The sequence below is a fragment of the Serratia sp. HNCC26DJ244 genome (assembly GCF_057180565.1).
Genome location: NZ_JBXUGO010000002.1, coordinates 313,322 through 327,890, shown reverse-complemented (window position 1 = coordinate 327,890; position 14,569 = coordinate 313,322). Strand labels below are relative to the sequence as shown.

General features: G+C 51.6%; 14 protein-coding genes. 2 read left to right on the top strand and 12 right to left on the bottom strand.

All coding sequences use genetic code 11. The annotated features are described in order from the left end of the window. A partial coding sequence (locus tag AC2A06_RS03050; RefSeq protein ID WP_484379306.1) for a hypothetical protein occupies positions 1–200 on the top strand: 200 nt, incomplete at its 5' end. A 45-nt stretch (positions 201–245) separates the two neighbouring features. Here AC2A06_RS03050 and clpB read toward each other — a convergent pair. The 3 genes from clpB to rluD form a co-directional block, all read right to left on the bottom strand. Further along, a complete protein-coding gene (clpB, locus tag AC2A06_RS03045) occupies positions 246–2,819 on the bottom strand; it encodes an ATP-dependent chaperone ClpB (protein WP_473195952.1) in 2,574 nt (857 codons plus the stop codon). Between the two features lie 129 nt (positions 2,820–2,948). Then, on the bottom strand, positions 2,949–3,680 hold the full coding sequence (gene yfiH / locus AC2A06_RS03040) for a purine nucleoside phosphorylase YfiH (RefSeq protein WP_023491042.1): 732 nt from the start codon (positions 3,678–3,680) through the stop codon (positions 2,949–2,951). After that, positions 3,680–4,657 carry a 23S rRNA pseudouridine(1911/1915/1917) synthase RluD gene (gene rluD / locus AC2A06_RS03035; RefSeq protein ID WP_023491043.1) on the bottom strand — a complete coding sequence of 326 codons (978 nt, stop codon included), beginning with the start codon at positions 4,655–4,657 and terminating at the stop codon, positions 3,680–3,682. Before rluD ends, yfiH begins: the two co-directional genes overlap by 1 nt. Before the next feature lie 256 nt (positions 4,658–4,913). On the opposite strand from rluD, the gene bamD reads away from it, so the two are divergent. Next, positions 4,914–5,645, top strand: coding sequence for an outer membrane protein assembly factor BamD (bamD, locus tag AC2A06_RS03030; protein WP_484379305.1), 732 nt, complete (start codon positions 4,914–4,916; stop codon positions 5,643–5,645). Between the two features lie 221 nt (positions 5,646–5,866). Here the strand turns inward: bamD and pobA are convergent, their stop codons facing one another. The 9 genes from pobA to AC2A06_RS02985 all read right to left on the bottom strand — a co-directional run bounded on the left by pobA (position 5,867) and on the right by AC2A06_RS02985 (position 14,539). Then, entirely contained in the window at positions 5,867–7,054 is a 1,188-nt protein-coding gene (gene pobA, locus AC2A06_RS03025; protein WP_484379304.1) for a 4-hydroxybenzoate 3-monooxygenase, read from the bottom strand. 177 nt (positions 7,055–7,231) lie between these two features. Continuing rightward, a complete protein-coding gene (locus AC2A06_RS03020; protein ID WP_484379303.1) occupies positions 7,232–8,191 on the bottom strand; it encodes a Gfo/Idh/MocA family oxidoreductase in 960 nt (319 codons plus the stop codon). Further along, on the bottom strand, positions 8,188–9,045 hold the full coding sequence (locus AC2A06_RS03015) for a class III extradiol dioxygenase subunit beta (protein WP_023491047.1): 858 nt from the start codon (positions 9,043–9,045) through the stop codon (positions 8,188–8,190). Before AC2A06_RS03015 ends, AC2A06_RS03020 begins: the two co-directional genes overlap by 4 nt. Further along, complete coding sequence (gene ligA, locus AC2A06_RS03010) at positions 9,045–9,443, bottom strand: protocatechuate 4,5-dioxygenase subunit alpha (protein WP_484379302.1); 399 nt, start codon at positions 9,441–9,443, stop codon at positions 9,045–9,047. Before ligA ends, AC2A06_RS03015 begins: the two co-directional genes overlap by 1 nt. Before the next feature lies 1 nt (position 9,444). After that, entirely contained in the window at positions 9,445–10,359 is a 915-nt protein-coding gene (locus AC2A06_RS03005) for an amidohydrolase family protein (protein ID WP_484379301.1), read from the bottom strand. Then, positions 10,349–11,305 carry a DUF1932 domain-containing protein gene (locus AC2A06_RS03000; protein WP_484379300.1) on the bottom strand — a complete coding sequence of 319 codons (957 nt, stop codon included), beginning with the start codon at positions 11,303–11,305 and terminating at the stop codon, positions 10,349–10,351. Before AC2A06_RS03000 ends, AC2A06_RS03005 begins: the two co-directional genes overlap by 11 nt. A 19-nt stretch (positions 11,306–11,324) precedes the next feature. Then, a complete protein-coding gene (gene ligK, locus AC2A06_RS02995; RefSeq protein WP_484379299.1) occupies positions 11,325–12,017 on the bottom strand; it encodes a 4-carboxy-4-hydroxy-2-oxoadipate aldolase/oxaloacetate decarboxylase in 693 nt (230 codons plus the stop codon). 39 nt (positions 12,018–12,056) lie between these two features. Then, complete coding sequence (locus AC2A06_RS02990) at positions 12,057–13,082, bottom strand: amidohydrolase family protein (protein ID WP_484379298.1); 1,026 nt, start codon at positions 13,080–13,082, stop codon at positions 12,057–12,059. Between the two features lie 71 nt (positions 13,083–13,153). Continuing rightward, positions 13,154–14,539: an MFS transporter gene (locus tag AC2A06_RS02985; RefSeq protein ID WP_484379297.1), complete on the bottom strand. Its 1,386-nt coding sequence runs from the start codon at positions 14,537–14,539 to the stop codon at positions 13,154–13,156. Between the last annotated feature and the right edge of the window lie 30 nt (positions 14,540–14,569).

Here is a 14,569-nt window from a genome sequence, read left to right as displayed (position 1 = left end):
AGGGCGACTTGTCAGCCGTTGTTCCCGAGCAGTGGAGGCGCATTATAGGGAGTTCTCAGTTCACCGCAACCCCTAAATTCAAAAAAAGATCCAACCGTTCAAATAACAATCAAAACCACCATTATCGACTGTTATTTGAGCAATTGATTCGTCATTTGCAGATTATTGCCAATCAAAAGCCCATCTGCCCGTTCAAATAATATAGGGGTGGTAATCCACCCCTATCATTAATCACAATCATTCATTTATTGTTTAGCGACGATATGATCGTTTTCCACATCCAACGTTACTGGTCTGCCTGGAAGCAATTGCCCAGACAAGATCTGCTGCGCCAACGGGTTTTCTATTTCCTGTTGAATTGCTCGCTTCAATGGCCGAGCACCATAAACTGGATCGTAGCCTATTTTACCTAACAGCTCCAACGCTGGTTCCGTCATGTTGACTTCATAGCCTCGCTCTTCCAGACGTCTGTACAAGCGAGCCAACTGGATCTTGGCAATCTGCGCGATATGTTTCTGACCCAGCGGATGGAAGACCACAACTTCATCTATACGGTTGATAAATTCCGGACGGAAATGATGAGTGACCATCTCCATGACCGCTTCCTTCATTTGCGTATAATTCATCTCACTAAAGTGCTCCTGGATCAGGTCAGAACCCAGGTTAGAAGTCATGATCACCACCGTATTGCGAAAATCAACCGTGCGGCCCTGACCATCGGTCAGGCGCCCATCATCCAACACCTGCAATAAAATATTGAATACATCGGGATGGGCTTTTTCCACCTCATCCAACAGAATGACTGAGTAAGGACGGCGGCGAACAGCCTCTGTCAAATATCCGCCCTCTTCATAACCCACATAACCCGGAGGAGCCCCTACCAAGCGCGATACGGAGTGCTTCTCCATAAACTCCGACATATCAATACGTATCATGGCATCGTCACTGTCAAACAGGAACGAAGCCAAGGCTTTACACAGTTCGGTTTTACCGACCCCGGTAGGCCCTAGGAACAGGAATGAACCGATTGGTCGATTAGGATCCGAAAGACCTGCACGACTACGACGAATAGCATTAGCTACCGCGTTCACCGCTTCATCCTGCCCAATCACCCGGGAATGCAGTTCTTGTTCAAGACGCAGCAGTTTGTCGCGTTCTCCCTCCAGCATTTTGGCCACTGGAATCCCCGTTGCTTTGGCCAACACTTCAGCAATTTCCGCATCGGTAACCCGGTTACGCAGCAACTTCATGGTCTTGCCTTCAGCTTGGGTTGCTGCTGCAAGCTGTTTTTCCAAATCTGGGATTTTGCCATACTGCAATTCAGACATCCGAGCCAGGTCACCCATACGACGGGCCTGCTCCAGTGAAATCTTGGCTTGTTCCAGTTCAGCCTTAATATTCTGCGTACCAGTAAGGGAAGCTTTCTCTGCTTTCCACTCCTCTTCAAGCTCAGAATATTCCCGCTCTTTCTGTTCCAGTTCACCACTCAGCATTTCCAGTCGTTTTTTACTGGCATCATCTGACTCTTTATTCAGCGCCTGTTGCTCGAGTTTAAGTTGAATAATACGGCGCTCAAGACGATCAAGTGACTCTGGCTTAGAATCCATCTGCATGCGGATACTGGATGCGGCTTCATCGATCAAGTCGATGGCTTTGTCCGGTAACTGACGATCGGAAACATAACGATGCGACAGAGTCGCCGCCGCGACAATCGCCGGGTCAGTAATCTGAACATGATGATGCAGTTCGTAACGTTCTTTCAGACCACGCAATATGGCAATGGTATCCTCAACGCTAGGTTCCGCCACATAGACCTTTTGGAAACGTCGCTCAAGTGCGGCATCTTTCTCTATATACTGACGATACTCATTTAAGGTTGTGGCACCGACGCAATGTAGCTCACCACGGGCAAGTGCGGGTTTAAGCATGTTGCCGGCATCCATCGCCCCATCTGCTTTGCCAGCACCCACCATGGTGTGTAATTCATCAATAAAGAGAATGACACTACCTTCCTGCTTGGCAAGATCACTCAACACCCCTTTCAGGCGCTCTTCAAACTCACCGCGATATTTAGCACCGGCAATCAACGCCCCCATATCAAGGGAAAGCACTCGCTTATGTTTCAGCCCCTCAGGCACTTCACCATTGATAATGCGCTGAGCCAAACCTTCAACAATGGCAGTTTTACCGACACCCGGTTCACCAATCAATACCGGATTATTTTTGGTACGACGTTGCAGGACCTGAATGGTTCGGCGGATCTCTTCATCGCGACCAATCACCGGATCAAGTTTGCCCTGCTCTGCACGCTCAGTGAGATCAATTGTGTATTTTTTCAATGCTTGACGTTGATCTTCTGCACCTTGGTCATCCACGCTGTCACCACCCCGCATTTGCTCAATAGACTTGGATATTTTATCCACTGTTGCACCGGACGCTTTCAGTAGGTCGGTCAAAGTACCGCGTTCTTCAAGCACCGCCAGCACAAACAACTCGGAAGAAATAAACTTATCGGCTCGCTTTTGCGCCAACTTGTCACAGAGGTTAAGAACACGTACCAGTTCATTTGAGGGCTGAACATCCCCACCAGTACCTTCTACTTGCGGCAGACGAGCCAAAGCCTGATCGATGCCTGTGCGCAGATGCGCAACATCGACTCCGGCAGCCGTTAATAATGGACGAACCGTGCCCCCCTCTTGATTGAGCAACGCGCTCATAAGATGTAACGGTTCAATAAATTGATTGTCGCGCCCAAGGGCTAGAGATTGAGCGTCGGCGAGGGCAAGCTGGAATTTGTTAGTAAGACGATCCAGACGCATAACACCTCCAATATAGGTTGAAATTGCTACTGGAGATCAAATGAGGTCATTCCTCAAATTTTCAAGGTTATTTCAACACTAATTATGAGTACAACGTTATGCATCTGTGGATCGTCCTAGGGTAGTAGGTTATATCACCCAAACCAAACTTGCCAGACGTCCGGTTAATCCATCGCGCCGATAGGAGAAAAAATGACTCATTTCGCTCATAGTGCAACGGTTTCCACCATAAATGGCTAAAATACCAGCACGCTGTAACCGCTGTTTGGCTAAAAAATAGATATCCGCGAGAAACTTTTCACCATGGGGAATAAATGCTGCAGCCGCAGCACGGTCAACCGCAATGAATGCCTCTCTGACTTCAGGACCGACTTCGAATTGACGTGGGCCTATGGCCGGACCAAGCCACGCGATGATCTGTGCTGGCTCAGCGGCAAAGTGTGCAACGGTATTTTCCAACACGCCATTGCATAAACCTCGCCACCCTGCATGTGCAGCAGCAACCTCATCACCCGCCAGTGATGCAAAGAGAACTGGCAGGCAATCTGCCGTCATCACTGCGCACACCTGGCCAACCTTATTGCTATAAACCGCGTCAGCTTGCTTGTCTTGCGGCATTTGTCCATCCAACATCAGGACTTTTGTGCCATGCACCTGTTCAAGCCACAATGGCATTTGCGGCAAACCAGCCAATGCCACCAGCAATTGGCGGTTATGGGCCACAGCCTGAATATCATCACCAACATGATCCCCCAAGTTCAGGGAATCATAGGGAGGTAAACTGATACCACCGAGTCGAGTCGTACTACAGGCTTTAACCCCAGCAGGCAGAGGCCAATCAGGCACAATAAGTGAATTCATTACCAATCCATCTGATCTCTAAATTCTTTGGTGTCAGCTTTTAATGCCTCAATCAACTCGACCATATCCGGTGGCAATGGCGCATGCCATTCCATCTGAATACCGCTGATCGGGTGGTAGAGACGCAACATAGTGGCATGTAGCGCCTGACGATCGAAACCACGTAGCGTATTGATAAATGCTTCGGAAGCACCTTTAGGTGGACGTGGCCGGCCACCATACAATTGATCCCCCACCAGCGGATGACCAATGTACGCCATGTGTACTCGGATCTGGTGCGTGCGCCCTGTTTCCAAACGCAAGCGTAGACGGGTATGCGCGCGGAAGTGCTCCATAATACGATAATGGGTTACGGCAGGTTTACCCATCGGGTGTACTGCCATATGAGTACGTTTAGTAGAGTGACGCGCTATCGGCTCCTCCACGGTGCCCCCCGCAGTCATGGTACCGATTGCCACTGCCTCATACTCACGGGTAATCTCACGTGCCTGCAAAGCTTCAACCAAGCGTGTTTGCGCTGGAATCGTTTTTGCCACAACCATCAAACCGGTGGTGTCTTTATCCAAACGATGGACGATCCCGGCACGAGGTACGTCGGCAATTGCGGGGAAATAATGTAACAAGGCATTAAGCACTGTACCATCTGGATTACCCGCACCAGGGTGCACCACCAGGTTACGCGGTTTGTTAATCACTAAAATATCGGCATCTTCATAGACAATATCCAGTGCAATATCCTGTGGCTCCCAACGAACCTCTTCGTCTACTTGTGCATCAATAGCAACAGTTTCCCCTCCCAAAACCCTCTCTTTAGGTTTATTTGCTGTTTTTCCATTGACCTGCACACGATCTTCCAGTATCCAATCTTTTATGCGAGATCGGGAATAATCAGGGAACAATTCTGCCAAAGCCTGATCTAAACGTTGTCCGAGTTGAGTTTCGGCCACCGTTGCGGTGAGTTGTACTTGTTGTACCATATGTCACTTCTTCATTAACGTTGGGTTTTCGCGGCGATGCCGTTTAATATAATGTACTATTGTATACCGATGTTGTTTCAAGATGCAGATAAGTGGCAACGGAGTAAAGCCCGATAAGCATAAAGCAGTTAATCATTCGGGTAAGTACAGGCAGCCAATACCCCTGAAATTTGAAAGGTAATGGGTATAACTGGTCTTTTGCCGGAAACTTAACGGACAGTTTCCGGAATAACACCTTGAGGATAATCAAAACGTCATGACGCGTATGAAATATCTGGTGGCAGCAGCCACATTGAGTCTGATGCTGGCAGGTTGCTCCACATCCAAAGATGTGGTTCCCGACAATCCACCTTCGGAAATCTATGCTACTGCCCAGCAAAAACTACAAGAAGGTAACTTTAAGGCTGCGATTACGCAACTCGAAGCGTTAGATAACCGCTATCCTTTCGGGCAGTACTCCCAGCAGGTTCAGTTGGACTTGATTTATGCCTACTATAAATCTGACGATTTACCGTTGGCACAAGCCTCGATCGACCGTTTTATGCGCCTGAATCCGACGCACCCAAACATCGATTATGTCATGTATATGCGTGGCCTGACCAACATGGCCCAAGATGACAACGCACTACAGGGCTTCTTCGGCGTTGATCGTTCGGACCGTGATCCACAGCATGGGCGCGCCGCGTTTCGCGACTTTAGCCAACTCCTTCAACAGTTTCCTGATAGCCAATATGCAGCAGATGCTTATAAACGGCAGGTGTTCCTGAAAAACCGTCTCGCTAAGCATGAGCTCTCAGTAGCGGAATACTACACTAAACGTGGTGCCTACGTCGCGGTGGTTAATCGTGTTGAGCAAATGATGCGCGATTTCCCGGACACTCAAGCAACACGCGATGCATTGCCGTTGATGGAAAATGCTTACCGCCAGTTGCAGTTGAATGCCCAAGCAGACAAGGTGGCGAAAATCATCACCGCTAATCCGGTTTAAATATTTACTGAAAATCGAATAGGAGGCGGGCACACTCCCGCCGTCCTCTCACACCACCGTAGATACGGTTTTGTATATGGTGGTTCATTAGTAACGCTGGAACGGATGGGGCTGGTATGTACGATGTTCATCTTGCTGGGCAAGACAGCCACATTGGGGTAGTACCATAGACTCAGGAGTAAGGATGCCGAGTTCGCCATCCTTATCGTACAGTGACTGGATTAGACAAAATCTGCGGCAAAATCTAACCCAACATAGTTTTCAGCAATCGTCGTTTGACCTGCTTGTGACCGCATCAGGTATTCCAACTCAGCCACCTGAATTTTCTGCTCAATCGGGTCATCGGAGAATTTGTGCATCACAGAGGTAAACCACCATGAGAAGCGCACCGCTGCCCAAATACGACGCAGCGCCGTTTCGGAGTAACGATCAAGCAGATCCTGACGCCCCGCCTCATACCAAGCGATCAACGCAGTTGACAGATAGTGCACATCGGATGCTGCCAAATTCAATCCTTTAGCCCCAGTTGGCGGCACAATGTGCCCAGCATCACCCACCAGGAACAAAGAGCCAAAGCGCAAAGGTTCAACCACAAAGCTACGCAACGGTGCAATACTTTTTTCGAATGATGGCCCAGTGACCAGTGTGCTGGCATAAGGTTCTGGCAGGCGAAGGCGCAACTCATGCCAAAATGCGTCATCTGACCACGCTTCCACCTGATCAGTCAGCGGAACTTGCAGATAATAGCGGCTGCGGGTATGAGAACGCATGGAGCACAATGCAAAGCCACGCGGGTGATTGACATAAATTAACTCTTCATGGACTGGCGGAGTCTCTGCCAGCAGCCCCAGCCAGCCAAAAGGATAAACGCGTTCATACTCCCGCAAACGATCCTTCGGTACCGCGGCACGTGATGCGCCATGGTAGCCATCACAACCGGCGATATAGTCGCAGTGCAATACCTGCGGTTCACCGTTGGCGATGAAACTGATGGTGGGTTTATTGTCAAAAAAGCCTGTCGGCAACACATCCCGCGCTTCAAAAATGACTTGGATGTTATCGTCCTGCAATACCTTATCGTACAAATCTTTAGTCAATTCAGTCTGACCATAGACCATGACCTTTTTTCCACCACTCAAACCCGCGAGATCGATCCGTTTGATCTGATGATCAAACACCAGGCTGAAACCCTCATGAAGCAAGCCTTCCTTGTCCATTCGACTCCCCACGCCGGCATGGCGAATGAGATCTATCATACCTTGCTCCAGTATCCCGGCGCGCACGCGCGCTTCGACATAGTCGCGCGTCTGTCTTTCCAATACCACACTCTTGATACCTTTCTGGCTCAGTAACAGTGCCAGACACAACCCTGAAGGTCCTGCGCCAATAATAGCGATTTGTGTTTTCATCACGTTCTCCTCAAGCCGTTATACAACCCACGGGTATACCTGTGATACTTCAAGGGGCAGTCGAGTTGGCTACGCCTAAATACTCGGCTCTTCCTGAGCCTCTCCCCTAATGGGGCCACAGCAATCAACCCGAATCATTTTGGATATAGACGAGATATTTATCAGAAAATCAACCTGTTACTTATCCTGCAATTGCTGTTCAAGTTCATGTAATACTCGATAGCAATCGAGCACTTGCGCCACACTGCCATTGGGCTCACGCCCTTCTCGGATCGCGGCAAAAAATTCGCGATCCTGCAATTCGATGCCATTCATCGAGACATCAACATCAGAAACGTCGATTTTTTCTTCTTTACCGCTGTACAAATCATCGTAACGGGCAAGGTAAGTGCCACTATCACCGATATAGCGGAAGAAGGTGCCGAGCGGGCCATCATTATTGAATGAGAGAGACAAGGTGCAGATGGCACCATTTTCAGCCTTAAGTTGAATTGACATGTCCATGGCAATCCCTAAAGCAGCCGAGATCGGCCCTTGAATGGCATTGGCTTTGACGATACGTGAGCGAGTCTGGTAGGCAAACAGATCAACGGTATGCGCGGCATGGTGCCAAAGAAGATGGTCTGTCCAACTACGGGGCTGCCCCAACGCGTTCATATTGGTACGTCGGAAAAAATAGGTCTGAACATCCATTTGCTGGAGGTTGAACTCGCCAGCAACGGTTCGGCGATAAATCCACTGATGGCTGGGATTAAAACGCCGAGTGTGCCCCACCATGGCGACTTTGCCGGTCACCTGTTGTGCGGCCAGAACCGCTTGGGCGTCTGCCCAGCAATCCGCTAAAGGAATTTCGGTCTGAACGTGTTTTCCTGCCTGCATACAGGCTATCGCCTGAGAGGCATGCAATTGGGTGGGAGTGGCCAGGATCACCGCATCGACCTCTGGCAGGGCCAGTGTGTCCGCCAACTGGGTAGTGACATGGGGGATACCATATTGTTCGGCCACGGCATTGGCAGCATCAAGACGTGCGCCAATCAGTGACACCACTTCCACATCAGGAATCGCTTTAATCGCCTCCAGGTGTTTAATGCCGAAGGCACCTGGCCCGGCGAGGGCGACCTTAAGTGTGTTGCTCATAAGACATTCTCCAAAATCAAGTGACCCACCGCAGTATTAGATGCCGGAACGTGGTAGAAGCGATGTGCCAGCCGAGGCGTCGCCCCGCCAGCCACATCCGCCATGGCACCACGGGCAATCAACCACATCACCAATTCAATACCTTCCGATCCGGCTTCACGTACATAATCAATGTGCGGCATAGTGGCCAACGCCGCCGGATCAGCAATCAGTTGGTCAAGAAAGTGGTTATCCCACGGTGAGTTGATGAGCCCAGCGCGTGGCCCCTGTATCTGATGGCTCATACCGCCAGTGCCCCAGATTTGCACATTCAGATCCTCATCAAACGACGCCACAGCACGGCTGATCGCCTGCCCCAACTGGAAACAGCGCTGACCGGAAGGAACGGGATACTGCACCACGTTCACCGCCAGCGGGATCACTTTGCAGGGCCAGGCAGATGGCTGGCCAAACATCAGCGATAGAGGTACCGTCAGACCATGGTCAACCGGCATCCGATTGACCAGCGTCAAGTCAAAATCATCACGGATCACACTCTGTGCAATATGAGCGGCCAATTCGGGATGCCCATACACAGTGGGCACCGGGCGTGGCCCCCAGCCTTCATCTGCTATCGGGTACTCTGCCGCAGTACCGAGCGCAAAGGTGGGAATGATATCGAGGTCAAAGGCAGTGGCGTGGTCGTTATACACCAGAAAGATCACATCGGGCGGGTTGTCGCGGATCCATGCCTTGGAAAACGCATAGCCATCGAATACCGAGGCCCAATAGGGTTCATGGGCCTTGCCAAGATCCAGGGCTGCACCAATCGCAGGTACATGGGAGGTATAGACACTCGCAGAAATATGGGCCATTACTTTTTCTCCTCCCACTCATGTTGATAACGGTTGCCTTCGATAGCGCGTCCACCGAGGATCATCATGTCACGGTATGCGGTTTCATCCATTCCCGTCATGCTGCCCGCCATTTGCTGAAAACTTAATCCATCTGTGGCACCGATGCGGGCGAGAAAATAAATATTGCCTCCCAAGGCAATACAGCGATTCAGGTCACGTGCCAGCACCGCCTGTTTTTGCTCATCACTCATCGCCCACTCATCAAGATAGGCACGTTCATTCGCTTTGAAACGCGCGCGGTTCTCTGGCTTCATCAAAGAAGAGCAGAACTGGTTAAGCCAGTACCCCTTGCGTGACTGGTCTGCGTCAAAAATGGTGGTTCCTGGAACATCTTGGTACGGTTTATCAAGTGCCATGTCAGATTTCCTCCGGCCAGTAAAGCCGCATCGGGTTATCGACCAGCAGCTTGCGCTGCAACAGTGCCGTTTCTGCAATCAGTGGAATGAAATCCACCAGCAGTCCATCATCTGGCATAGAGTTGTTCAGGTTGGGGTGTGGCCAGTCCGTCCCCCATAGCACACGGTCGGGGAACTGTTCGACCAAGTGCCGAGCAAACGGCACTACATCCCGGTAACTCTGCCGTTCACCATTCAGTGCGGCTGGGCCTGTCACCGACAAACGCTCTGGACAGCTCACTTTTGACCAGATATGCGGATGCTGTGTCATCAATTCGACAAACGCGGAGAACGCCGGCCCATCCACCGGTTGGCGAACATCGGGCCGCCCCATATGGTCCACCACCACCACTGTGGGTAACGCAGTAAAAAAGTCGCGTAACTCACCGAGATCCTGCGCTTCGAAATAAACCACGATATGCCAACCCAGTGGGGCAATGCGGGCGGCAATTTCCTGCAATGCCGCCTTTGGGGTGAAATCCACCAACCGTTTAACAAAATTGAAGCGCACCCCACGCACCCCCGCGGCATGTAACGCTTGTAACGTCTCATCTGACACATCGCGCCGTACAGTCGCCACACCACGGGCCTTGCCATTAGCAGCCAGACAAGCATCCACCATCGCGCGGTTATCCGCGCCATGGCAGGTGGCCTGCACAATCACATTGCGAGAAAAACCCAAGTGATCACGCAACGCAAACAGCTGCTGTTTGCTGGCATCACAGGGCGTGTATTTCCGCTCTTCGGCATATGGAAAGTGCTCGCCTGGGCCAAACACATGGCAATGAGCATCCACACTGCCGGGCGGTAGAACAAAATGTGGTTTCGATGGGTTGGCATACCAGTCAAGCCATCCCGGTGTCTTTTCAAACTTCATGCACTCCCCCTGGTGGTTTTTTAGCGATATCATTGAGTAGTCGGTCCGCTTCGGTTCGCCAATCTGTACTGCGCGCAAAAGCGGCATCAGAACGGGCACCAAAAATCCCTTGCTCAGCCTGATCCGCTATCCACGCCTGGCGTACTACCGTGCCTGATGCCATTGCAGGCTCTAGGCCGATCTCGCTTATGGTGGCAGCCACTTCACGCATCTCTTCTGCGCGGCGGCGTCCATGTTCAATCACCCGCTGAAAGAAATAACTGCCTTGCTGCTGCCAATCAATACTGGGAAACGTCTCTGCCAGTGAGGCCAAAACCTGATCTTCCACACCGTAGGCGCGGGCTGCGGTAAAACTCTCAATCACCAGCGCTTCCAGCCCCTTGATCATCACACTGCGGCACATCTTGGTGGCCGAGGCTACCCCCAGTGTTTCGGACGCCACTTTGGCATCAAACCCCAACGCCAGCAGAGTCGGCAGCATGCAGTGCGCCGCCGGCCCTCCCAGCAGCAGTGGCACTCGGATGCGATACGGTGGGACAGAGGTCATCACCGCACCTTCTACATAGAGGCCACCAGCGCCCTCTATTGCCTTTGCCGCCTGTTGTTTAGATGTTGGCGACGCTGAATTGAAGTCGAGAAACCCAACACCCTTACCGATACCGCCAGCACAAGCCTGTGCTGCGTTGACTGTTTGGTCGGCAGTCACTGCGCAAATAATAAATTGACTGGCAGCGCCCAGTGCAGCGGCACTCTCAACCGCCACCACCCCGTGTTGTTGAGCGTGTGCTAATAGTGCCTGCCCTGCTGTTGCTGGCTGGGAAAATTTGCTGTCATAGGTACACAGTTGCTTTATCCCCCTGGCACGCAGATCCTCCGCCAGAATGCGCCCCACTTCACCGTATCCAAGCAACCCGATGCACCCGTTTTCAATCAATTCGGGCTCCATAGACTCTTTCCCCTGTCGGTCAGTCGATATAACGCAATCCGGCTTTGGTGAGCGGTTCACGCATGTTGTACATATCCAGTCCCAGCACTCCAGAAGCCAGTAATTGCCGCTTCTCTGCCTCTTTCTCTTCACGCTCGTGGGCTTTCTGTGCCACCAGGCCTGCCTTGGCTGAGGGAACCACCACCACACCATCCACATCAGCCACAATGACATCACCTGGCTCCACCAGTGCCCCAGCACACACCACAGGAATATTCACTGAACCCAGCGTGGCCTTAATGGTGCCTTTGGCATGGATGGCACGAGAGAAAACAGGGAAGTTCATCTGTTCAAGATCACGCACATCGCGTACCCCACCATCGATGATCAGCCCCTGAGCACCACGAGCCTGAAAACTGGTGGCCAGCAGATCGCCAAAGAACCCATCCTCACAATCGCTGGTACAGGCAGCGACCAGCACATCACCTTTCTTCAGTTGCTCTGCGGCCACATGCATCATCCAGTTATCACCGGGTTGCAGCAGCACGGTCACTGCGATTCCACACATTCTTGCGCCGGGATAGACGGGGCGCATATAGGGCTTCATTAATCCCACTCGCCCCATTGCCTCATGCAGTGTCGCTACCCCAAAAGCCGATAGCGCCTTAACCGCCTCGGGGTCGGCACGTTCAATACTGCGGTGAACTACCCCCAGTTGATTCAAATTTTTCATCACTTTTCTCCTTCACGAACACCGTGCACGCCTTCAGATTTAGCGGCCTCTATTTTTCAACGCCTGATCCAAGCGAGGATAAACACGACGAACATTGCCCTCATAAATCAGGCCACGCTGTGCATCCGTCAGCGCAGCTCCTTCTATGTAGCGTCGGGTATCGTCATAGTAGTGACCGGTTTGTGGATCAATACCGCGTACTGCACCGATCATTTCTGATGCAAACAAGACATTCTCCACCGGGATCACGTTGGTCAGCAGGTCTATCCCTGGCTGGTGATAGACACAGGTATCAAAGAAAATATTTTTCAGCAGATGTTCACGCAGATCCGGTTTTTTCAGCTCTTGTGCCAGCCCACGGAAACGCCCCCAGTGATAGGGTACTGCTCCCCCGCCATGGGGAATAACAAAACGCAGGGTGGGAAAGTCCTTGAACAGATCAGACGTCAGGCACTGCATAAATGCGGTGGTGTCGGCATTCAGATAGTGCGCGCCTGTGGTGTGGAAATTGCAATTGCAACTGGTGGAAACATGCACCATCGCTGGGATATCGTACTCCACCATCTTTTCATAAATCGGATACCAATGGCGGTCATACAGCGGCGGCGAATTCCAATGCCCACCAGAAGGATCCGGGTTCAGGTTAATGGCGACAAAACCATACTCATTGATACAACGCTCAAGTTCTGGAATACAACTCGCGGGATCGACACCGGGTGACTGTGGCAACATCGCCGCGCCAATAAAGTGATCGGGAAATAACGTCGACACCCTGAAACAGAGCTCATTGCAAATAGCCGACCAGGTGGCGCTGGTGTTGAAATCGCCAATGTGATGAGCCATAAAGCTGGCTCGGGGTGAAAACACCACCATATCCAGGCCACGCTCCTTCAGCAGACGTAGCTGATTCTGTTCAATCGTCTCACGCAGTTCATCATCACTGATGCTGAGCGATGACACTTTCGGCCCCAGATGAGGCGTTGCCAGATTCGCAATCTGCTGGTTACGCCATACTTCGAGCGCTTTAGGTGCAGTGGTGTAATGACCGTGACAATCAATAATCATGTGTTCATCCTGTTCAATTCAAAAATCACTCAATTTGTGGTGTTATCCCTATGTCGCACGCGAATAGGCAGTCACTCTCTCACCGTCAACTCAGACGCCATCGCCACCTTAGCCTGCTGTTGGTCACGTCGTGCTCTGGCTTGTGCGCTGAACTGTTTGATCAACAGCGCAATAGTGGCAATCAATGCAGGGAAGGCGATCACAACAAATATTTCACTGAAATCGAGATGACGGCGCGCTAATTCAGCCACCAGAAATGAACCGGCAATCCCGCCAAAACGCCCGAGACCAAGCATCCAGGCGACCCCAGTGGCACGACCGGCGGTCGGATAAAAAACCGCAGCCAACGCGGGCATGGAAGACTGCGCCGTATTCATTAACGTACCGGCAACAAACACCACCGCCACCAGCAGCCCAACGTTGTGAGCCATCTGACCAATAGCAGCTACGGCCACGGCGGTGAGGGCATAACAGACAGCAATGGTGCGATCAGCGTTAAAGCGGTCCATCAGCCAACCGCAGAACACCGCACCCACGCCACCTAACGGGAATAATGCAGAGATCAGCAATGCGGTTTTCGGCGTCAAACCCGCTTCACGAAACAGGATTGGCATCCAGTTGATCAAGGCGTAGAAGATGACCAACCCCATAAAATAAGTCAGCCATAACATGACAGAACCAACGAGGTAACGGCGGGAGAGGATCACCTGCACACCGCTCTGGGCTGGCAGCCCCTGCTCTGCGGTTACTTCAGTCAGCACAAACGCTTTGGCAGAATAAACATGCGGAGAAATACGAGAGAGGATACTGCGCACACGTTCAACCGGTTTCCCTTTCGCCACCAGATATCGCACCGATTCTGGCAGATAGCGTAACATCACCAATACCAACACTAGCGGTACGACCCCGCCCAACATCAGCACACTGCGCCATCCCCATTGCGGGATCATCAATGACGCCAGGCCCCCTCCCAATGCGGCCCCAAGCGGAAAACCGCAGAACATGGCATTGGTGATCATGGCGCGTCGCTGGCTGGGGCTGAACTCGCTCATCAATGTGACGGCATTAGGCATTGCCGCCCCCAACCCTACGCCAGTTAAAAAACGCAGGGCGGTCAGAGAGTGTAGATTTGCGGCATAGGCGGACGTCAGGCTAAACACGCCAAACAACAACACAGAGACCAGTAGCACCAGCTTGCGTCCGAAACGATCTGCCAACGGCCCGGCTAACAGGGCTCCCGCCGCCAAACCAAACAGCGCTGCACTCAATACCGGAGCCAGATCCTTTTTCTCCAGCCCCCACTCTTGTAGCAACGAGGGGGCGATATAACCAATCGCTGCCGTATCAAAGCCATCCAGTAAAACGATCAAAAAGCATAAAATAAAAGTCAGCCACTGAAACGGCGAAAACCGACTTTGGTCAATAACGTGTTGAACATCAATGATATCTTTTTGCATGAGTGATCCTTTAAAAATCTGATGTTACAC